General features: G+C 46.1%; 17 protein-coding genes and 1 tRNA gene. 5 read left to right on the top strand and 13 right to left on the bottom strand.

Translation table 11 applies throughout. From position 1 onward, the window contains the following. Positions 1-21 precede the first annotated feature (21 nt). From BLCOC_RS10165 to BLCOC_RS10135, 7 genes are all read right to left on the bottom strand, one after another. Positions 22-1,770, bottom strand: a complete 1,749-nt coding sequence (locus tag BLCOC_RS10165; protein ID WP_026255443.1) for a sensor histidine kinase — start codon at positions 1,768-1,770, stop codon at positions 22-24. Positions 1,771-1,976: 206 nt separating this feature from the next. Beyond that, positions 1,977-3,410 carry a phosphoglucomutase/phosphomannomutase family protein gene (locus BLCOC_RS10160; protein ID WP_018595034.1) on the bottom strand — a complete coding sequence of 478 codons (1,434 nt, stop codon included), beginning with the start codon at positions 3,408-3,410 and terminating at the stop codon, positions 1,977-1,979. 81 nt (positions 3,411-3,491) lie between these two features. Then, positions 3,492-5,882 carry a glycoside hydrolase family 94 protein gene (locus BLCOC_RS10155; protein ID WP_018595035.1) on the bottom strand — a complete coding sequence of 797 codons (2,391 nt, stop codon included), beginning with the start codon at positions 5,880-5,882 and terminating at the stop codon, positions 3,492-3,494. 124 nt (positions 5,883-6,006) lie between these two features. Beyond that, entirely contained in the window at positions 6,007-6,981 is a 975-nt protein-coding gene (locus BLCOC_RS10150) for a patatin-like phospholipase family protein (RefSeq protein WP_018595036.1), read from the bottom strand. Then, positions 6,950-8,224, bottom strand: a complete 1,275-nt coding sequence (locus BLCOC_RS10145) for a ferritin family protein (protein ID WP_115625230.1) — start codon at positions 8,222-8,224, stop codon at positions 6,950-6,952. The genes BLCOC_RS10150 and BLCOC_RS10145 overlap by 32 nt, the downstream gene beginning before the upstream one ends. A gap of 166 nt (positions 8,225-8,390) precedes the next feature. Beyond that, positions 8,391-9,980, bottom strand: coding sequence for a PucR family transcriptional regulator (locus BLCOC_RS10140; RefSeq protein ID WP_115625229.1), 1,590 nt, complete (start codon positions 9,978-9,980; stop codon positions 8,391-8,393). Beyond that, the gene (locus tag BLCOC_RS10135) at positions 9,977-11,542 is read right to left on the bottom strand and encodes a PucR family transcriptional regulator (RefSeq protein ID WP_115625228.1); all 1,566 of its coding nucleotides are present in this window, start codon (positions 11,540-11,542) and stop codon (positions 9,977-9,979) included. The genes BLCOC_RS10140 and BLCOC_RS10135 overlap by 4 nt, the downstream gene beginning before the upstream one ends. A 309-nt stretch (positions 11,543-11,851) precedes the next feature. Between BLCOC_RS10135 and BLCOC_RS10130 the strand changes: the two genes are divergently transcribed. The 4 genes from BLCOC_RS10130 (at position 11,852) to BLCOC_RS10115 (ending at position 16,460) form a co-directional block, all read left to right on the top strand. Further along, on the top strand, positions 11,852-13,060 hold the full coding sequence (locus BLCOC_RS10130; RefSeq protein WP_018595040.1) for an MFS transporter: 1,209 nt from the start codon (positions 11,852-11,854) through the stop codon (positions 13,058-13,060). 147 nt (positions 13,061-13,207) lie between these two features. Beyond that, complete coding sequence (locus tag BLCOC_RS10125; protein WP_040198432.1) at positions 13,208-14,494, top strand: IS110 family RNA-guided transposase; 1,287 nt, start codon at positions 13,208-13,210, stop codon at positions 14,492-14,494. 537 nt (positions 14,495-15,031) lie between these two features. After that, complete coding sequence (locus BLCOC_RS10120; RefSeq protein WP_018595041.1) at positions 15,032-16,027, top strand: uroporphyrinogen decarboxylase family protein; 996 nt, start codon at positions 15,032-15,034, stop codon at positions 16,025-16,027. Between the two features lie 350 nt (positions 16,028-16,377). Continuing rightward, positions 16,378-16,460, top strand: a tRNA-Leu gene (locus BLCOC_RS10115). Between the two features lie 59 nt (positions 16,461-16,519). Here the strand turns inward: BLCOC_RS10115 and BLCOC_RS10110 are convergent. From BLCOC_RS10110 to BLCOC_RS10095, 4 genes are all read right to left on the bottom strand, one after another. Beyond that, positions 16,520-18,037, bottom strand: coding sequence for a tyrosine-type recombinase/integrase (locus BLCOC_RS10110; RefSeq protein ID WP_115625227.1), 1,518 nt, complete (start codon positions 18,035-18,037; stop codon positions 16,520-16,522). 101 nt (positions 18,038-18,138) lie between these two features. After that, positions 18,139-18,351, bottom strand: a complete 213-nt coding sequence (locus BLCOC_RS10105; RefSeq protein ID WP_115625226.1) for a helix-turn-helix domain-containing protein — start codon at positions 18,349-18,351, stop codon at positions 18,139-18,141. 351 nt (positions 18,352-18,702) lie between these two features. Further along, positions 18,703-18,942 carry a helix-turn-helix domain-containing protein gene (locus BLCOC_RS10100; RefSeq protein WP_115625225.1) on the bottom strand — a complete coding sequence of 80 codons (240 nt, stop codon included), beginning with the start codon at positions 18,940-18,942 and terminating at the stop codon, positions 18,703-18,705. 4 nt (positions 18,943-18,946) lie between these two features. Further along, positions 18,947-19,363 carry a sigma factor-like helix-turn-helix DNA-binding protein gene (locus BLCOC_RS10095; protein ID WP_115625224.1) on the bottom strand — a complete coding sequence of 139 codons (417 nt, stop codon included), beginning with the start codon at positions 19,361-19,363 and terminating at the stop codon, positions 18,947-18,949. A gap of 567 nt (positions 19,364-19,930) precedes the next feature. Between BLCOC_RS10095 and BLCOC_RS10090 the strand changes: the two genes are divergently transcribed. Next, positions 19,931-20,287: a helix-turn-helix domain-containing protein gene (locus BLCOC_RS10090; RefSeq protein ID WP_066734080.1), complete on the top strand. Its 357-nt coding sequence runs from the start codon at positions 19,931-19,933 to the stop codon at positions 20,285-20,287. A gap of 93 nt (positions 20,288-20,380) precedes the next feature. Here the strand turns inward: BLCOC_RS10090 and BLCOC_RS10085 are convergent, their stop codons facing one another. Both BLCOC_RS10085 and BLCOC_RS10080 read right to left on the bottom strand, forming a co-directional pair. Next, positions 20,381-20,569 (bottom strand): cysteine-rich KTR domain-containing protein, encoded by a 189-nt coding sequence (locus tag BLCOC_RS10085; RefSeq protein ID WP_115625223.1) that lies wholly within the window; start codon positions 20,567-20,569, stop codon positions 20,381-20,383. A 26-nt stretch (positions 20,570-20,595) separates the two neighbouring features. Continuing rightward, positions 20,596-21,180: a DUF4097 family beta strand repeat-containing protein gene (locus BLCOC_RS10080; protein WP_165907322.1), complete on the bottom strand. Its 585-nt coding sequence runs from the start codon at positions 21,178-21,180 to the stop codon at positions 20,596-20,598. Positions 21,181-21,235: the final 55 nt, after the last annotated feature.

Raw genomic sequence — 21,235 nt, 5'->3', positions numbered from 1 at the left:
GAGACTGTGATTTTTTGCTTTTTATTGTGCTCTTAGACCAACAAAAATGGTCAAGCGGGCACAAATCCGGTCATCTTTTTCCTGGAAAATGGACAGTCCGCAGGGTTCTCCATACAAAATACCCAGTCTCTGGTTCACATTTGCTATGCCCAGATTGCCTGAGGACTCCTTGCTGGTGTCATAGTCAGGCGCAAGCAGCCTGTCTACCTTAGCCCTCTCCTGCTCGCTCATAATGCCGTTGTTCTCCGTCTCCAGATAGAGGTAGTCCCCCTTCTTATAGCTCCTTAACACCACTGTGCCGCTGCCGCTTCTTATGACGCCGTGTTCTATGGCATTCTCGATCACAGGCTGCAGGATCAGTCTGGGGACCTTCTCATTTAAGGTGTCCTCCCCTATCTCCAAATCCACAGTGAGCCTATTTCCCAGTCTCTCTTTCATTATATGAAGATAAGCCTCCACATACTGCAGTTCTTCTTTCAGCGGCACTACGTGGCGACGCTTTCTGTCCATAGCGGCGTTCATGAGCACGGACAGGGATTCTATCATTTTGGAAATCTTCATATTGCCTGAGAGACGGGCCTCCCAGTTGATGATCTCCAGGGTATTGTTCATAAAGTGAGGATTAATGTGGGACTGCAGAGCCATGATCCTGGCATCCTTAAGTGCCATCTCCTCCTGATAAATATGGTCAAACTGATATTTCAGACGGCTGGACATCTGGTTAAAGGATTCTGTCAGATAGCCGAATTCCTGGCTGCCCGGCTCAAAGGTGATCTGATACCCCAGATTGCCCTCCTGGATCTCTCTGGCTCCCTCCATAAGCTGCTCTGTGGGCTGCAGAATATGACGCCTCACCATAAAGATCAGGATCATCACCAGCGGAACCAGAAGCACGATCATCACTCCCAGAATGCGCAGGTATGCATACATGGAATCCATGACCACAGTCTTGGGTATCCGCACAAGAGTGTCCAGACGGTAGCTGTTTTCCTTCACGAGATTTCTGATATACAGGTAACTGCCCTCCCATGTGCTTCCCTGGGGGTATTCATCCGGGTAAGGCCCGTCCTTTTTCTCCTGTTCTATGCCCTGGCTGAACTCCAGATTCAGTTCATTTAAGTAGATACTCATATCAAAGTCTTCCAGAAAATGCTGCATACCCTCGAAGCAGTAGGCGATGTTCATGCGCATAACAAGCACGCCCACAGGTTCAAAGGAGCGGTTCACAAGATTCCTGATCATATAGACACGGCCGTCACACTCCAGAAAACCGATGTTAGTGTCAAGGGTCTCCGCATATTTTTTCACTGTCTCATGGTCTTTCTTCCAATAGGTATCTATCTGATGATAAGACCCACCCGCACTGGAATTATACACCTCACCGTTTAGCTTCTCCGGTTCTTCCAGATACCAGAAAACAGTGCTGGAAAAGCTGGGGTCCTTGGTGTATTTGGTGTTCAGATATCCCCGCACCCTGCCGCTTAACCAGTAATCCTTATAATTGTTATTTTTAAACGCCTCGTATACAGAGCGCAGTTCCCCCTCATAGGACGCGTCCCTGGAGTCCTCTATGGCCTGGTTCAGCCGCTCCACACTTGTCTGCATATTAAAATTCACCTGGTCCGTCATATTATCCACCCGGTCCCCCAACTGGTTGGACAGTATGTAATGCACCATCATTCCCACCATGAGCACAAATGGTATCATCCAGCAGCCCAGGGCAATGGCGATCACTCTCCACTGGATGGAAATTTTCTTTTTTTCTTTCATCTCTTTTTCCTCTCTCCCTGCATTCTGCGGTTCCTGTTCTTTCAAACCGCTCTTTCTATATCATACCATGTACTTTCTTTTTTCGCAGAAAAAAATAGAGGGTATACTGCAAAATTTTGTCATTCTGCAGTACACCCTCATTTATTTGTCTCATCTCCTGTAACTGCTCAATACCGTGCACGCGCGGATATTTAAAATCCCTGTGGTCAGCCCTTCAATTCCAGAAATTCTTCAAAAAGCTCGCACATGCGGACAGCCTGGTAAGCCTCCGGCATCTCGCAGAAAATACGCAGAAGAGGCTCTGTACCGGAGAATCTGGCAATGATCCAGCCGCCGTTTTTAAAATAGATCTTACAGCCGTCCATATAAGATACCCGCTCAATAGGCTCACTGATATCCGGAAGTGCCTTATCCACCATAAGCGTCCTCTGGATCTCCTCTTTTCTCGCAGGTGTGAACTTATAGTCCCTCTCCTCCATATAGATGCTTCCGTACTCTTCCTCAATATCCCTTGCGATCTGTGAGATCTTCTTTCCTGTCACAGCGATCATCTCCACCAGAAGCATGGCGGCGTATACACCGTCCTTGCCGTTGATATGTCCCTTTACAGTGAGGCCGCCTGACGACTCACCACCGATGATGGCGTCTGTCTCCTCCATCTTGGAGGAAATATATTTGAAGCCAACAGGAACCTCATAGCATTTCTGCCCAAAGCTCTCAGCCACCCGGTCCAGCATATGGGTGGTTGCCACGTTGCGGACTACAGGACCGCTCCAGCCCTTATATTTTACAAGATAGTAGTACAGCAGCACTAAAATGTCATTTGGATGCAGGAATTTGCCGGTGTCATCAATGACGCCAATACGGTCGGCATCCCCGTCTGTGGCCACACCGATATCACAGCCTCTGTCCAGCACATAATTCTGCAGGGAGCGCAGCGTCTGGGCATTCGGTGCCGGCAGCTTGCCGCCGAACAGTGTGTCATGGCGCTCATGTATGATCTCCAGCTCGCAGCGGGTGATGGAGAGCAGTGTCTTCAGGGATGTCTGGCTCACGCCGTACATGGGGTCAAGAGCCACACGAAGCCCCTTGTTCTTAATAGCCTCCACATCCACAGCCGCGATAATATTGTCCAGATATTCATTGAGAGGATTAAATTCCACAACCTTTCCCTCGGCAACTGCCTGCTCATAGGGGATGACAGCCACAGGACTACCTGCTGCAGTCTCCTCCTCCACTTTGGCTATATACTGCTCGATCTCCTGTGTCTGCACCTCATTGGCATCTCTTCCGCCTCTTGTGAAGACCTTGATCCCATTGTAAATAGCCGGGTTATGGCTGGCCGTCACCATCATGCCGTAAGGCAGATCATGTGCCATCACATAATACATAATCAGCGGGGTGGGCGAAGACCTGTTGATAAACCAGGCACGGATCCCCTCCGCGGCCAGCACCTCACATGCCCACATAACCGCCTCTTTTGCCAGGAAACGCCTGTCATATCCAATACAGATATCTTCCTTCTCTACGCCCTCTGCCTTCATTTTCATGGCAAGGGCTTTTGTCAGCTTCTGGATATTCTCCTTTGTGAAGCCGTCACCTATGATGGCTCTCCAACCGCCTGTTCCAAATTTGATCATTGCTGTTCTCTCCTTCCTGTATGAACCCATAAGTTATCCCATAGCGTAAACTGTCCGCTGCCTTCACAGGCCCCTGAACAGTTATCCCATAACTACTCTCACTGTATGACTGCTGCCCGCTTCACAGATGGGGATCCTATCTGTTTTTTCCCCATCCAGCCAGATTTCCTTTACACCCTTTTCCACATGTTCCGGATTCTCTACTGTGATCTCAAAGGACGCGCCGCGGAATACCCGGTGTGCCTTAAATCCGTCCCAGTCTCCCGGGATGCAGGGGTCTATCTCCAGTCCGTCCATCTGCGGACGGATGCCCAGCATGTATCTGGTGGCCGCAAAGTAAGCCCAGCCGCCGCTGCCTGTCATAAAGGGATGTCTTGCCCTGCCGTATGCGGTGTGGTCTTTTCCCATAATGAACTGGCAGTAGGAATACGGCTCTGCCTGGCGAATCTCGATCATATCATTCTGGTAATAAGGGCACAGGGCATTATAAAATTCCATGGCCCGGCTTCCTCTGCCAAGCATGCATTCTGCAGCCCATGCCCATGGATTGGGATGGCTGAACACAGAGCCGTTTTCCTTCACACCCGGGTATACCCTGGTCACAAAGCCGATGTCGTCATCCGGCACGGTGTAGGACGGGCCGTTGAGCATAATACCGTATGGTGTAAAAAGGTTCTCATAAACCGCATCCATGGCCTTTATGCCTTTGTCTTTTGGAGCCGCTCCCGAGAGCACAGCCCAGGCATTGGATTCCAGATGGACTCTACCTTCCCTATCCTTCCCGGTACCGATCTTCCGGCCGTTTTTCGTGATGCCGCGGACATACCACTCACCATCCCAAAGCTCACGGTCGCAGACTTTTTTCACGTTCTCCGCCATTTCGGTATATTTTTCCACATCCTCTTTTTCTCCCAGATAGCCGGCCGCTTCAAGGAAGCTCTGGATCGCCCAATAGTGCAGGAAGGATACCATAGCACTTTCACCGCCTCCCAGGTTCAGACAGTCATTCCAGTCAGCGCGCAGACCCTTGCACACGCCGTCGGCTCCCACCTGTCTGGCGGAAAAGTCCAGGATCCGTTTCATGTGGTCATAGACAGTTCCCTCATCTTTGTCAGCATAAGGCACCACCTGTTGAAGCAGATCAAATTCCCCTGTCTCTTTTACATACTCCACAATGGAGCTGACCAGCCACAGCGCGTCATCAGAGCAGGTGTCCTCCAGGCCGTGGATCATCTGATCCCTGCTGGGTGTGGGCACCACTGTGGGGGATTTGAAGGGCTTCACTTCCGTATCCGGGTCAAACCATTCAGGCTGGAACAGGTGCAGGCCATACCCCTCAGACACTTGGCCCCTCAGAAGCTCTATGATCCTCTGACGGCATTTTTCCGGGTTTGAGTGGGGAACGGTCATGGCATCCTGCGCCGTGTCTCTGTAGCCCAGGCCCGTACGTCCGCCCACCTCGATAAAGGAAGCAAAACGTGAGAACATGACATTGATCTCCGCCTGATAAAGTGTCCATGTATTGATCAGCGTATTCATTCCCTCATTGGGGGTCTGGATCTGCAGTTTATCAAATTTGCTGTCCCAGTAGTTTTTCAATTCCTCATAGGCTGCATCCACATTTGCAAAATTGCTGTATTTTTCCCTGTAGGGATAAGCGGCTTTCCTGTTCCCCTCACCCAGCATGAATACCAGGCGCACTTCCTGGCCCGGAGCCAGAGTGAGCTTTTTCTGCAGGGCGCCGCAGTGGTTGTTTCCTTTCTCAAAACCGCCGTTTAAGACACCTTTTTCCACGCCTATGGGATTTGTCTCTGTGCGGTAGGGACCGATGAACTCATCTCTCAGGCACTCAAAGCCGTCCGGCTCAAAGCTGGCTGTAAACCATTGGAAACCAAACTCTTCATAAAAGAGATCATGCTCTATAATGCCGTCCTCACAGGAAGAACCTGCGGCATACATGCTCATCTGGAAATTCTTGTTATCCATCTCGATCTGGTGGAAAGAAAATTCCAGGTAAGAATATATACTGAGGCTTCTCGTGCGTCCGCTGTCATTTTTGATCTTTACATCCCAAAGCTCCACCGGGTCATCCTTGGGGATACACATTTTCTGGGATGCCTTGATTCCGCTGTACTCACATTCATATACAGAATAAGACATGCCGTGGCGGCAGGTATATTTTGCTTCTTCCAGGGATTTGCCCACAGGCTGCCAGGATACGCTCCAGTAATCCCCGTCCTCGTCATCCCGAATATACACATAATGCCCCGGACGGTCCATAGGAACCCCATTGGCCCGGAAACGGGTGATGCGGTGGTACTCCGGTGATTTGCAGAAAATATATCCCCCTGCGGTATGGTTCAAAACCGCACACATATCTTTGACTCCCAGGTAATTGGTCCAGGACGTAGGTAAATCCACCCTGTCAATCACGTACTCTCTCTTTTCATTGTCAAAATGTCCGTATTTCATGTTACAAAACCCTCCTGAATCTCCTATTAAGAATACCGGCAGCAGAACCCCTCTGTGCGGCCCTGCCCCTTCTGTGACGAGAGGGGCCTGCACCGGCAGACCCCTCTTCGTCTTCCTGGCTCTATTATAGAAAACTTTCCGTTTCAGTAACATAGTTCAGGATGTCAATATTTGTTTTTTCTTGTGAAGACACGCTTTCGTCTTCCAGATATTTTTTAAGTGCCTCCGCCTGTCTTTTTGCCGTCTCATATCCCTGGCGGTAAAGTGCTTCCAGTTTTTTCCCGTCTTTTTCTAAGCGCCCGATCTCCACAGGGGCCGGGGGCTGGATCAGGAAAACCTTTCCCTCTTTTTCCTCCCGGTACAGGTGATCCAGGGTTTCGTTATAATCCAGGTGTCTGTTTTCCATCCGCTCCACCAGCTTTGGAAACTGTCTGCCGTAGCGGAGACGCATGAGGGGCATCATCTGGTTTTTCTGTTTCCGATACTCCCTGCCCCTTGTGAGGATCACTACATTTTTTTCATTTCCCAGGCTTTCGGATCTGCGGATAGGGATGGAATCGGTGATACCGCCGTCCAGATAGGGTTTCTTCCGTATCCACAGAGTTCTGGACATAAGTGGCAGGGAACTGGACGCCCGGATATAACAGATTTCCCGGCGAAGGTCCCGGATGCGCTTATACTCTGCCTGTCCGGTCTCACAGTTGGTCACAACCGCGTAAAATTTGGTGGGGTTGTCCAAAAAGGCTTTATGATCATAGGGGTCCAGCTCATCCGGAATGGTCTTATAAAGCATCTCCGCCCCAAAATAGTCACCTGTTTTGAAAAAGCTGCCCATTCCGCAGTATCTCGGGTCATCCAGATACCCGGTAACCGTCCGGTATCCCCTTCTGTGCTGCTTTGATAAATAGCTGCAGGCCAGACAGGAACCGGCGGAAACTCCTATGCAGGTGTCAAACTGAATGTCCTCCTCCAGAAAAAAATCCAGAACACCTGCGGTAAACACCCCGCGCATGCCGCCGCCCTCTAAAACTAGGCCTGCTTTCCTTACATTTTGTGTCATCTCACCGTCATCTCTCTTCCGTCTCTTCTTTGCTTTCATATATTAAGAATTCCCTGGCAGGTGCCCCACAAACCGGACAGCGATCAGGCCGGCTCTCCATCAAGCATCCGCAGACCGGACACACATAAAACAGATTCTTATGAAATCCTTCACAGTCTGCTGCCTCCTTCAGAAGCCTTGCGTGGGCTTTCTCCGCAGACCCGGCATCCCGGTAAGCCTGCCTTGTCAGCAGAAGATCATGCTCCTGAGCGTAGTCCGCAACCATGGGATATAAACGCTCATACTCAAATTCTTCTCCCGGCACATAGGTGCCAACAGATTCATGAAACGCTTTGGGCTTATCTAAAATGGCATAAAAGCTCTTGGCATGCCGATACTCCGACTCTGCCAGCGCAGAAAACAGATTGGCGATCTTTTCGTATCCTCTCTTCTTCGCCCGCTCTGCAAAGGTCTGATATCTGAGAAACGCATACAGCTCCCCTTTGACTGTGGCCTCAAGCTGTTCCCTTGTGATCTTGTCCTCTCGTTCCCTCTGGTATGGCGCATCCCCAAGGTTCTCAAACCTGTGGCACAGCCTGCCGTTTTCCCAGGTAAATCGGACAATATGATGTTCCACATCTGATGCTTTGATGTTCTCGGATACATCTTCTATGACAGCGCCGCCTCCTCCTGTACACACAAAGGGGATTTGATCCACTTCATCCTCAAAACAGGAATGCACATGGCCGCACACAAAATATTTGATCTTCTCTTTATATGGAAGGTACACTTTCCTGAGGCGTTCAAATTCTTCCTGAGGCACTGAATTTCTCGTAAAATGATTTGGCAGGGGAATATGAAAGGCAATCACTACATTTTCGCACTCCTCCATGGCAAGTACCTGTTCCAGTAATGCAAGCCCTGTGTCAGAAAATTTCCGGAAAGCATTGTCCACCACTACAATGGTAAAGGTCTCCGCAATGACTGCATAGTCATGCAGGCCGAAAAACGCCTCATAGTCCCCTGTGTCGTGATTTCCCCGAAGCACAAAAACATCTTTTTCCGTCACGGATTCTGTGAGTGTACATATATTTCTGTAGTGCCGCTCATCTCCCACAGGAACCATATCCCCTGCTATGAGGATCATGTCCTCCTCTGACGCCTTTTCCAGCGCGCCCGCATAGGTTTTCATCATAACGGTCCCCAGTCCTTCACAGCCGGGATCTCCGATCACAGCAAAGGATGTGCAGCCGGGGCGGCGGACAATAGGCTCTATAATTTTCTGAATCTTACGTTTCTTCATGTTAATACCTCCTCAATGGGTAACTGTTCAGTACCCTTACAGTTACGAGCAAAAATCCATGCAAATCGCCTTTGGCGATGGGATTTTGCCTGACTGCTGAACATTTTCTTACGGTCAGCGCAGTAAATGCGCAGACCTACTGAATAGTTACCTCAATGGTATCATTTTACTTTATTTTTTCTGAACTGGCAACCCGAATCGTGCGCACAGCCTTCTTCCCCTCCTGCTCCATGTACTCCTCAAGTGAGGAGGTATCCTGTTTCAGCAGGAAAAGAATGCTCTGGAGATACATTTTGTTATAGCTGTCATTTAAGTCCAGTCCCAGCATCTCATGGATACGCCTTACCCTGTATTTCAGGGTGCTGATATGTATGCCAAGCTGTGATGCAGTCCGGCTCATGACCATGAAATTGTCAAACAACGCCTCCAGGGTCTCATAGTAGCTGGTGTGGTGGACATAGTCATGGAGAAGCAGGTCCTTAAGGCCTCCAAAGAGAAGGACATTGACCGGAAGGGACTTCCACCCCTCATAGATGATATAATCCAGGGCAAAGTCCTGAAAAAGGCAGGCTTTCCTTGTATAATCCAGTTTATTACCGATGCGAATGGCTGCTTTTGCCTGAATATAGTAATCGGGATAATCTAAAAAGCTGCGAAAAGGCGTACTCACCCCTGCGATCAGGGGGGAATCCTTTAAAACCTGCTCCAGTCTGTCTGCAATCTCCTCCACACCTCCCGGTATTTTCAAGAGGTTACAGAGAAAGAAAATCTCCGTCTTTGTCTTCACCATCAGGCTGCTGCTCTCAAACAACGTATCAGCCGGTATCTCTCTCTGGCTGACTCTGCTGAAAAAAGCCGATTTCAAAACAATACAGACATAGCTCCCCTTCGCCTCCCAGCCAAGGGTTCCAAGCCCGCGCTCCAGGCTCTTGGGCATCTGCGGCAGGCTCTTTCCCCGTTCTGCCTGCTCTGCCAAAATCTTCTGCATCCGCTCCATTCCCTGACACCTGTTTATAAAATTTACGCGGTACATACATTTCAGATATCTACCGATATAACAGAGCAAAACCCTGTCCCGCTCTGCCAGAGGTGTTGTAACAGAGAGCAGAAAGATTCCCATTAAAATGCTGCCGGATTCCCGGACCGGTACTGCCAGGAAGGGAATCCCCTCCTCTGTGGCCGATACCGCGCCTTCCTCCTGCATCCACACGCTCCGAAACGCGCGCTCCAGAGCGGGCCGCAGAAAATCCGTATCCCCGTCCCTGCATTCGCAGGGTATCCTGCAGGTATCCTCATTCTGGGACAAAGCCAGAATTTCCATATGCCCGCCGGCTACAATGATGGGATTGGAAAATACAGATAAAAGCACCGGAGCAAGGGCTGAAAAATCCTTACCCTCCCTGCACAGTCGGTTCATTTCCTCCTCAAATTTCCTGTATTTTTCAAATATCTTCAATATCATGGACAATATCATCTGAGGCGTCAGATACGGCCTGACCCAGAGGATATCCAGGCCCTCCCTCTCCAGGCATTCCCGGGATGGCATCCCGATACTCACCACAGTAAGCGCCGGATGCTTTTTCGGTATCCGCTCCAAATCCCCGGCATACATGATATATACATAATAGGGTCTGAATGGGGACCCCTCTCTCCAGATCAGTGCATTGGTCAAGGGAAGCTCCATGGAATCCGATCTCAGGGAACTCCCCTCAAGGCCTTTTAAGTCTCCGGCAAGTATATATCCGTTCAGTTTCACAATATCACCTCCTGCTGCTCTGCAAGCTCCGGATAACGTTTCAATATACGGAAGATCAGCATCAGATAAAGCCTCTCCTTTTGATCGTCCACATCCATGTCCAGAAGCTCCCGGATCTTCTTCATTCTGGATTTAAAAGTGTTTCTGTGAATGTACAGATCATCAATGGCCTTGGCTGTGTGGGAATCAAATTGTATATAATTCAGCAAGGTCTTGTAATAGCTGGTTTCATGTACCTTATCATAACGGATAAGCTCCAGAAGGGTACCTGGTATCAGAGTCCTCACAGGAAGCGTATCCGCGCCCCGGTTCAAAACATAATGAAGGGCATAATCCTCGAATTTAAACAGCCACTGGGTACTGCTGCACTCCTTTCCCGACTGAAGGGCAGCCTCTGCCTGCAGATAATAGTCCGGAAACAGAAAAAAATCAGTAAATTCCGTACTGATCCCTGATTTAAACAGGTTATCCCTGACGATATAAGCCAGCCTCCGGCACTCCTCATTCCTGCCCTCCGACACCATTCCGAGATTGCATAGAAGCAGCAGCCTGTCTCCGTATTCCAGAGAGAGATAACCGTGAAGCTGATGGTCAAAAAGCACGCTCTCATAAGCGGCTGAATGCAGCTCCTGCCCCGCTTCTGTCAGCTCCATGCAGACGCAGAAAAAGGAACCGTTCCGCTTCCATCCTGCCAGCCGCATAGCCATGAGAAGCTTATCGCTGTCAAAGGAGGACGGGCTGCGCAGATATTCCAGGGCATAATTCTTAAATGCATCCAGAGCATTGAATTTTGGCCCGGAGTGGCGCACCGCCAGTGCCCGAACCGCCTCAGTAAACACAGACAGCAGTGCCAAATGGCCGTCCGTCAGACTCTCATTTACTCCGTCTATGACGATCCTGCCCCAGTATTCCTGATTCTCGTCAAAGATATTACTGTAGATGCTTATATACTCTTCCTCTTCGTTGGTCCAATACTGAGGCGTGGTAAATTCAAGGGTCGTCAGATAATCCGAACGGAAAAACAATTCATCTGTAATATTTCGGTCCAGATAATCCGTCCCTTCCTGTAAAAGGCTGTAGGGAAATCTGGCACCTCCCGCCTCCGCACATCCGATCAGTTCATATTCTCTGTTATGTACCATGACAGGGGCATTAAAAATGGGCAGACTGATACGGCAGAGGGCTTCAATACTCCGCTCCCCTGCCAGGACGGAGGAAAGCCCCTGCTCCCATCTGTCATATTTCTCAAAAATCTCTTCCAGCCGGGTCAGCACTGCATCAGCGGCCAGACTGCCGTCCATACAGATCCAGGAACAGCCCTCTAAGGATCCCCCCGTCTCCTCCTGCCCCTCCAGGCAGATAAACGCGTTTCCGGGTTCCACTTCCAGTATCTCTGCCGCCTGGCCCATGGTCTCCACCAGATAAAGCGTATCTTCACGCAGGACACATTCCGGCTGATAAACGGTATAAAAGGACAGTCTTCTCTCCAGAAAATCCCCTTCCTGCCTGAAGGCCGACACATGTTCCAGTTCATTCATCAGAATCTGAATATTTAATTCCATCCTGCACCTCCCAAATTTTCTAACACATTCCCGTTCTGCCCATTGCCTATAGCTCCATTATAAATCCTGGGGATTCCTTTTACCAGAAGATCTTCTTCTGTTACTATTCAGCCTTCTTCTCCCTTTTGACGTTTTTTTCCTTTACATTTCACACAAACAGACGAATAAAATTAAATCTTTCTATTTTTTCAAGAGTTTTCAACGGAAAACCTGCGAAATTACAGGAATTTTAAGGATGGTCTGCCGGGCGGTATCCGATATAATAAAAGCTATAAGATCCGTATCGTAAATATTTTATGGAGGTGTAACATGAACAAAGAAATGACCAAGGGACGGGCTCTTCTCTTTCTGATCTCCCTGTTCCTGACAAACGTGGCAGTCATGGCGGACATGGTCATCATACCTGCCGGCAACGGCCTGTATGAGACATTCCAAAATGATGCTGCCGTCAACTTCATTTTGTCAGGACCATCCTTTATCATGCTGTTTTCAGCTATGCTCTGCGGGAAGCTGATGCAGTATCTGAGCAAGAAAAAAATCCTGGTGGGCGCAATGGTACTTTTTGCAATATCTGCCATATTAGGCGGAGCTGTGGAGAATGTCTATTATGTACTCGCCATGCGTGTCCTGGTAGGTATCTCTATGGGATTTGTCAATGCCGCCGCCATGGCGCTTATTGCTGAAGTCTATGTGGATGAGGACAAACGCGGAACCATCATGGGCATCTTCAATGCCACCATGGCCGGAACGGGCGCAGTGATCAGCCTGATCGCCGGGGTATTTGCCGTTCGATCCTGGAATGAGGTTTTCAAGGTATACTGGATCGCAGTTCCTGTCATTGTTATGATGCTCTTCTTTATCCCAATGACTCCCCCGGAAGGTGACCAGCAGGCAGGGGAAGAAGAGGGGTCCCATACAGGAAGTCCTTATCTGATGCGCCAGGTTATGCTCATGGTATCCTGTTTTGCCTATAATCTGGTTTACGCTGTCATCTATTACCAGGTTTCTGTACTGGTGGCGGAACAGGGCTACGGGAATGAAAGTATCGCGGCACTGCTCTCCACACTGGGGACTGTGGGAAGCTGTATTCTCTGCATCCTCTTCGGCACTCTGTACTCAAAGCTGAAAAGAGCAACCATCATCTTCGGATATGCCGGGCTGTGTATTTCCTATCTGATGCTCTTTCTGGCCTCCAGTCCGGTCATGGCCGGCATTGCCTGTACGCTGTGCGGCGCTTCCTATGGATATGGGTTCTCCTATTTCTTCCTGAGGTGCACCGTGGTGGTTCCAAAAGAAAAGGTATCCTCTTCCATCTCCATGACCACCGCAATCGGAGGATTTGGAATGTTCCTTTCCACTTATGCCTGTACCATGCTCCAGAAGATCCTGGGCACCACAGGAATCGTGTCACTCCTTCCGGTAGCCATTGCTGTTTCCGGAATCGGAGCTGTTCTATCTGTTATCTGTACTATCATGGATAAGAAAAATCCAAGTGATCTGTCCATGCAGGAAAATTAAACGATTAATATAAAATGGAGCTTCCTGTATAATTCAAATATAGGGAATTCCAAGAAAGAAGGTTGAGAAAAAAATACCTCAGTGTAAAATAAGATTACTGACTTTGGCGGTTAGTATAAAATCTTATTAAACAGAGAGGTATCTAAAATGAATTGTAACACACAGAACACAAAAATTGCATCCATAACTGAAAAAACTTTGATCGTTGGTATTGATGTCGGAAGCGAAACGCACTATGCGAGAGCATTTGACTGGAGAAATTTCGAGTTTACCAGAAAACCTTTGATTTTCAGCAATACACAAGCAGGGTTCCTTACATTTAAGGCATGGATCGAGGAAATACAAGAAAAGAATGGTAAAACCGCTGTAATTCCCGGAATGGAGCCAACAGGACACTATTGGTTCGCTTTAGGAAAGTTCCTGCAGGACAACGGAATGAAACCTGTGCATGTAAATCCCCATCATGTCAAGAAATCCAAGGAACTGGATGATAACAATCCTAATAAAAATGACCGCAAAGATCCAAAGACGATTGCCGCACTGGTGAATGAGGGACGTTTTTCCTACCCTTATATACCAACCGGGATTTATGCAGAGATGAGAAGCTTATCCAATCTACGCTTCCAGACACAGGAGGAAGTTACCCGGATCAAGAACCGCATTGCCAGATGGTTTGCCATTTACTTTCCTGAATACAAAGACGTTTATAGGGATTTAAAGGCAGTCAGCGGGCGGATGATACTGAAGGCAGCGCCGCTGCCGGAGGACATCGGGAAGTTGGGCGTGGAAGGTGTAAACCAGATCTGGAGAGACGCAAAGCTGAGAGGGGCTGGAATGAAGAGGGCAAAGACCCTGGTATCAGCTGCAGAGCACAGCGTAGGCAGTAAGGAAGCACCGGAGGCAGCGAGAATGGAACTGAAAAATCTGCTGGACGACATGGATGTATATACATCAAGACTGGAAGAACTGGTGCAAAAGATAGAAGGTAAGCTGAAAGAAATACCATATATAGATAAGCTGCTGGAGATCAAAGGGATCGGTATGGTGACAGTAAGTGGATTTATTGCAGAGGTGGGCGACATTAGACGTTTTGACAACCCCAAACAGCTGCAAAAGCTTGCAGGCTATGCGATCGTGGCGAACGATTCAGGCAAGCATAATGGAGAGAGCCGTATCAGCTACCGAGGAAGAAAACGACTGAGATATGTACTGTATGAAGCGGCGATATCACTAGTCGGAAAGAATGCGGAATTTCGAGAGATCCATGAATACTATCGGACGAGAAAAGAGAATCCGCTGAAAAAGATGCAGTCAGTAGTGGCAGTGGCATGTAAGGTGATCAGGGTGTTTTATACGATCCTGACAAAAGGAGTCGATTATGACGCTGCAAGGCTGCTGGGTGATATCAAGCATCCGCAGATGCAGACAGCATAACGAAACCAAACGATCCAAGTACTAAAAGCACTGCTCTGTCATGGTTGGATTGAACTTTCAAAGAGGATTGAAAGCTGAATCCAGCTATGACAGAAAAGCTGGAAATATCAGGGATGGACCGGAAAAACGTCCACCGAAAGGTGCCGGTACAGGAAGGATATTAACAGGTCAGTAAGACTTAAAATAAAGAATGAGCCAGTAGTCGGCAGAAATAAATACCATAGGGCAAGACCCTGCAAAGGAGCTAAGCTGACACCCTGGATATGGGCAGGCAGAACGAAGGAAGTTAGGACTCACACCGACAGGTGGGATGATCCTGGTAGACACGGGAGGTAAGCTGCCATAGATGGAGGGGCATACACAAGGCCATATAAAGCGGAATAATGAGACGTTTTATTTTGTATGCCCAAAATCAGCTATTTTCGTACCAGATACACAGAAATACCCATCTTCACGGCTCATTCATCTGAGATATGTAACTAAAAATTCCTTGAAAAATAAGGAAAAAACACTTGACTATATAGGGAGGTTTTTATTATGCTGACAAAAAGACAAAATTTACTGGAAACGATCCGCGGAGGACATCCTGACCGTTTTGTGAACCAATATGAATTTCTGCACCTTGTTTACGGCAATCCTTTCTTTGATCTGCATAACGGTCCTGTACTGGAAGAAGGTGTTATAAACGCCGTAAATGGCTGGGGCATTACATTTTCCTGGCCCAAAGGCACGCCCGGTGATTTCCCGGTCCACGATGACGAGCACCTGGTACTCAAAGATGTGACACGCTGGAGAGAATTCGTTCATGCTCCAAGCCTTGACTATCCGGATTCCGAATGGGAGCCTTATATAAAAGAAGTGGAATCTGTGGACAGAAATGAATATTTTGTATCTGCTGTTATGTATCCGGGACTTTTTGAACAGTGCCATCATCTGATGGATATTCCCCAGACTATGATGAACTTTATCGAAGAGCCGGAAGCCATGCACGAGCTGATCGACTATCTCACGGACTGGGAGCTGGAGTACGCGGATAAGGTCTGCAAATATCTGAAACCGGACGCCCTCTTCCACCATGATGACTGGGGAACACAGACCTCCACCTTCATCTCCCCGGCTATGTTTGAAGAGTTCTTCCTGCCGGCTTATAAGAAGATTTACAAGAGATACCGTGACAACGGCGTGGAACTTATTGTGCACCACTCCGATTCCTACGCGGCAACACTGGTACCTTATATGATAGAGATGGGGATTGATATCTGGCAGGGCGTTATGACTACCAACAATATACCAGAACTGATCAAAAAATACGGCGGACAGATATCCTTTATGGGCGGTATCGACAGCGCCAAAGTGGATTTCCCAGGCTGGTCCAGAGATGTCATCAAAAAAGAAGTACGCCGTGCCTGCGATGAAAACGGCAAACTCTATTTCATCCCCTGTGCCTCTCAGGGGCTTGATATCAGTACATTCCCGGGAGTCTATGAAACTCTCAGTGAAGAAATCGCAGCTTACAGCAAAGAAGTCTTTTAGCGTGTATCTGCCACCCCCCGGAAACCGCCCTGCCTTCCTACTCCTCTGGAAGGCAGGGCGATTCCAGTATAATTTTGTAAAGTTTTTGTGGCAAATTGAGCAAAAACACTTGCATGGTGTAAAATTATATGGTAATATTAATTTCGGTTCGTGAGAACGAGCCGCTGTGGCGGAATTGGCAGACGCACTTGACTCAAAATCCAATGCGTGTACTTTATAGGTGCTTTGCATATTCCTTGATAAATCAAGGGTTTAGACAACTTAATAATTAGCTTAGTTTTCAATATCCCTCTTGCATATCCCTCCAAAATCGGATAAGATATACAAGAACCACAGGATTTGAAATATAAGCCGCTGTGGCGGAACTGGCAGACGCATACGACTCAAAATCGTACGGGAAACCATATGGGTTCGAGTCCCATCAGCGGCACCAGAAAATTCAGCTCTTTAGCTCACGCTAGAGAGCTTTTTTGTTGTCTACACAATAAAACCTTATCCGACCGCCTTTTGTTGCTCTGATGGCGTTTTAGACGGGAATACGGACAGTATCGCATTAGCGGATGATACCTTGCTGCTATAATCTAAGTGAGTATAAATATTTGAGGTTGTAGAAATATCACTGTGACCTAGCCATTCCTGTATCTGCTTCAAGCTAACGCCATTTGCATATAACAGACTTGCACAGCTATGTCTTAAATCGTGAAACCTTATTTTCCTCAAATTATGCTTTTTCAGCAGCAATGGAAAGTGTTGTGTTAAATAACCGGGTTTTACTCTTTCCCCAATTTCATTAACGTAGATAAAATCCAGATAATCAGTACAATAGCAATCACCGCACAGTTTTCTGTTTTTCTTCTGTTCCAGATACATTCTGATTAGCAAATCCTCAAACGGTTTTACCAGCGGCAGAGTGCGTCGGCTGGTTTTGGACTTTGTACGTTCTTTTTCAATTATGACATTTCCTCGTCCGTCATTCAAATTCGCTTCTGTTACAGTATACTGTATTGTAATTGTTTTACGTTCAAAGTCGATAGCATTCCATTTCAATCCTACCACTTCACTTCGACGCAAACCATAGAAAGCCGCTAATATAATAGCCAGCTCCATAGGATCGTCTTTTGAAACCTTAAATAAGGTGTCAAGTTCTTCTGTGTTGTAGTAAGAAGCTACATATTTCTCTTTTTTCGGACGCTCGATACGGTCTGCCGGATTTGATTTTATCAACCCAATTTGAAAAGCATATTGCAAAGCCTTTCGGATATTAGCGTGTCGGTGAATAACGGTATTTGCTGACAGACCCAAGTTCAATTCGTATTGATAATATTCTTGAATGTATTTTGGGTTTTCCTCCATCTCATTAAGTGTATATCTTTTTTCTAAGAAGTAGGGTACAATGCGTTTTTTCACCATTGAAGTGTAAGAAGCAAAGGTTGTTTCTTCTACACAGGATTTCATCATTTCTAGCCATTCTAACATGAAGTCCGTGAACAATATAGCCACTTCATCTGTGGCAGGGTTAATATCCTTTGCCGGGTTGGTGTCAATCCATTCAAGCTCTACCGCATAATCAAGAGCAATTCTGATTATTTCATGTAGCTGCAAGATAACTGTTTTTGAAGCGTGGTGGTCGCTTTTCTCGTAATTGTAATAGCACTCAATATCCGAAGTTTTCAAATCACAGATACGAACCTCTGACTTTTCAAAATACGGAATAAGAAACATTTTCACATTGTATGAGTATAAAGCGTATGTTTCTGTGTCTATGCTTTTCAGATTGGCTTTCAGCCACTTTTCAAGAAATTTGCTAAACAGAGTGTTCTTATCTGTCATAGCGTCCTCTGGGTTGAAATTCTTTCTGGTTTCTAAGAGCATAGCTTCTGCACGCTTCTGATTTCCCTTTATGGGAAGTCCTGTACTAATTGACTTTGTACGTCTTTTGCCAGTGCTGTCTTTATAACTTAAAATCATCTGGAAATATCCATTTTGTTTTCGTAAGTGTCCTGCTACCATATTAGTTCCTCCTAAAATAATAGCAGTCATTTCACCTATCACTGACTGGATCAAGTATAACAGGTTCAATGACTGCTGGCAATAACAGACGCAATAGATTTTTAGATAATATCCATGTAGTGCAGAATGTTGAGCTTTGGAATTTTATAGGTTCTTCCAATCTTAAAACACATGATTTTATTTTTACGAAGCAAGTTATAAGCTGTTTTCGTGCTTATTCCAAGCATTTCACTCATTTGTTCCACACTTACTACATCTGGGTAGTTATTGAACATAATACGGTAGGTATCGTTAGTTGTAATTTTCTGTTCCATTACAATACCTCCCAACAAGATACAAAGAGGTAATCAAACAGCCTAGCGGCTCACGGGAGTTCCACCCCTGCATACACAGTGCAGCTATACCCTTTGCGTGCGACGCTTCAAACGCTCAAGCTAAGGCTATATAGGAGTATCATTGTCGGATATGTAACGTCATGGCTCACGACCGTTCCAGAGGTCGCTTGTGGAACACAAATAGGTATCGCTCACTTACAAGTGTAAGGTCATGGCGTATTTGTCCGCAGGCTCGGTACATATCTAAAGTATTTGATTACCTTATTCAATTTTCAAGGAGCTATAATTCGGGGAGCTGAAATGAGGTGGTAGGATACTCCCGAATACCATTTATTTCACTTTGATTTCAAACCCTAAAATTGCTTTTATTAATGCTGCCCTTATCCTGCCTTTCAATTCCATATCAACCACGATATACATATTCCCGTGTTCGTCATAGAACGGGCGTAGGCTGGCTTTTGATATGTAAGCGTCATAATGGTTCAAAATTTTTTCGATTGCCACCTCGTCACCGTCAGCAGCAGAGCTGATGGCAGAGAATGACGGACACTTTTTTGTAGACTTCATCATGTTTTCATTCCTCCTCGTACATATCCTTAATGAGCTTTAATGTGTGCAGCCTGTTTCTACAAATGGAAAAACGCTCCATTTCCATGACCTCTGCAATTTCAGCGTCGGTCATTTCAAGAAAGTAGGACATAAGCAGAATGTTACGTCGGCTTTCTGTTAATTTTTTGATGGCTTCACATAAGCGTTCATCATAAATACGGACTTCTGAACCAAATACGTCAAATGACGTAAACTCAACGGAATACTCGTCCATGACACCGATATGGTTTAATTCCATTTCAGATAATTCACAAAACGACGTTTCACGTCTTGCACGTCTGCCAAGCTCCCGGTCATAGTTCTTTACAGTCCGAGCTACAACCTTGCGAGCCAGACAATCAAATTGAAGTCTGATAGCGTCCTCGAAAGAAGATGGTTTCATAATCTCACCTCCTTTCCAGCGAAAGTTGCTAAAGCGAAAAGGTTTCTACCTCTTTTCGCACTAACACTCACCGTGAGAGGTGGGATTTGATACCCAACCGCAAAAACTTTTTTAAAAAGTTTTGTGCAGCAAAAAAGCACAAGGGCAATACTGACGTATTGATCTTGTGCTTTCCAAATTGTTCCTGCTATATGATGTGAAAAACCACATACAGGAGTATAAAATACCGCAGAAATTAAACGGATTTTTTTAACGGTTTACCAATGGTCGAATGTTGTCGAATATGCAGGCGTTCCATGCGGCTACCTCCTAAAGCCGCTAAAACAAAACCATCCAGTAGTTTGTCCACCGTTAGGAAAAAAATAAAACGGCGGCTGTATGAACCGTCGTTTTATCGAAAAGGGCATATAAAAGCATTACTGCTGACAACGGTTTTTTTTATTACCGCCAAGCAGCATATATATTTATTGTTCACCTTTTCATAGGAACTGATAAACCTTACAATACGTTTTACTGTACCTGTTACAAATTCTTTAGGAACAGTAAAATGTAGTGAGGTGATTAAATATGCGTAAAACAGAAGATAAGTACGATTTCAGAGCCTTTGGACTTGCCATTAAAGCAGCAAGAATGAAACAAGGTCTGACCCGTGAACAGGTGGGAGCAAAAATTGAAATTGACCCACGCTATCTGACAAACATTGAAAATAAAGGGCAGCACCCAAGTTTACAGGTGTTTTACGACCTTGTAACTTTACTCAATGTGTCCGTTGATGAAATTTTCCTCCCGTCCGGCGATAAAGTGAAAAGCACTCGCCGCAGACAGTTGGAACAACAGCTTGATACTTTTGACGACAAAGATATGGTTATCATGGAAAGTGTCGCTGCTGGTATCATCAAATCAAAGGAAGTGGGGGAAGATTAGTTCCTCCATTTTTATTTACCTGCCAATCATACTGGATACGGTGACAGGCAATAAAAATGAGCCGATAATCTATGAGGTCTGAAATCCTCTAAATTATCGGCTCTGCATCTTAGTGTCTGGCTCTTTAACAACTGTTATTTTCAACTTACTGACATTGATTAACTTTTCCTGTTTACATTTTGGGCAAAACAGTGGAAAATTCCTTAATTGCGTATCTATACGAATTTTCAAACGGGTTTTATTTCCACAAATAGGGCAAAGTATCCATTCAGTATCATTCATAAAAATATCACCTCATTTCTTGTAATCTATTTTACTGTAATATTTCCTTTGTCGCTTCGCACTTTAAGTAGATAGTCGCCCTTAGAATATCTCTTATCAATATACCTGTTTCCAGATGTGACAATAGCATTTACTTCAAAATTTTCACTATCAGAGCTAAACTTTATATCAATGTTTCCTGCACATGTATAAATTTCTGAATTGTTTTTCAAGGCAATGTTATCAAGTTCAATATTACCGCTCTTATTTATTACAATATCTACACTGCTAAGTGTTCCATCTGCAAGTTGTATGTTTCCTTTGTTCAAATTAATCTTCAATTCAATCGTTTTATCAATGGGTATTTGGATTTCATATGAAATACCAGCACTTCCCTTAATTCCCATAAACCAATCTACTTGATCAGAATTGTCTTTAATATTAAGAGCACCATTACTTATTTCCGACTGATATTCCATAGACTTTTCGATTTTTTTCATTGAATATTGCTTTATTTTCAAATCGTTCGTCCTGCTTTGCGTTATTGTAATATCAGCTATATTTCCGTCTAATAAAATAGCGTCAATATCTTGTGAAGCAAACATTTCTTCCTTAACCATCTTTTTGTGCATAAACAAACCTCCAATCAGAAAAAATAAAACACATAAAAGTAATAGAATAATCACA

It is taken from the genome of Blautia coccoides (genome assembly GCF_034355335.1).
Classification (GTDB): Bacteria; Bacillota; Clostridia; order Lachnospirales; family Lachnospiraceae; genus Blautia; species Blautia producta.
Note: the sequence above shows the minus strand (reverse complement) of the source record. Positions and strands in the feature narration are given on the sequence as shown.